Source organism: Aphanothece microscopica RSMan92, from assembly GCF_046613545.2.
Lineage (GTDB): Bacteria > Cyanobacteriota > Cyanobacteriia > PCC-6307 > Cyanobiaceae > NIES-981.
Window position 1 is genome coordinate 1 of the sequence record NZ_JBKKKY020000426.1, and the last position, 518, is coordinate 518.

2 protein-coding genes are annotated in these 518 nt (G+C 59.5%); one reads left to right on the plus strand and one right to left on the minus strand.

Annotated elements, in window-relative coordinates; genetic code table 11:
* On the minus strand, window positions 1–216 hold a 216-nt coding region (locus tag ACLD7X_RS18360), incomplete at its 3' end, for a hypothetical protein (RefSeq protein WP_425625490.1).
* 84 nt (window positions 217–300) lie between these two features.
* Here ACLD7X_RS18360 and ACLD7X_RS18365 point away from each other — a divergent pair.
* Window positions 301–518 (plus strand): hypothetical protein (locus ACLD7X_RS18365; protein ID WP_425625491.1); only part of this gene is annotated, 218 nt, incomplete at its 3' end.

Below are 518 nucleotides of genomic sequence, written 5' to 3' on the forward strand. Positions count from 1 at the left end.
GGGATCGGCCACCGTCCACACGTCGATGCGCGCAGCGAGTATCTCGATGGCAGCATCGCGCTCGTAGATGTCGCTGGATGCACCCAAAACGGCTTCGGCATACGTCACTGCTTTGTTGAGGTTCTGTCCATGGTCTCGGTAGTATTCATTGTCGCCCTCAAGGGCAATACGCAGCCGGCGAACAGCGTTTTGTGTGCGCTCGCCTTTGTCCTTCATGCGCTGTTCAATAACCGACGCTGGCGTTGGAGCACGGCCCGACGTAGCCGTTGCTTCTTCTTCGGCACAGGACCACGGTTTGGGATGTGCTGCCTGCCGTTCGTCGAAACAGATGGTACTGCCATCATTGGCAAATGGCTGCAGGAGGTATCGTACGTACGTGCCGTGGCTGCCGGGGATGGTAATCATGCCAAGGACGCGGTCCTCGTAGACAGCGAGGACAACTCGCGCCTTGGGGTTCTGCACAAGGGTACCACGAAGCAGGAGCTGCTGTGGGGTTGGCCGGCGTTCGGGGCCATTGG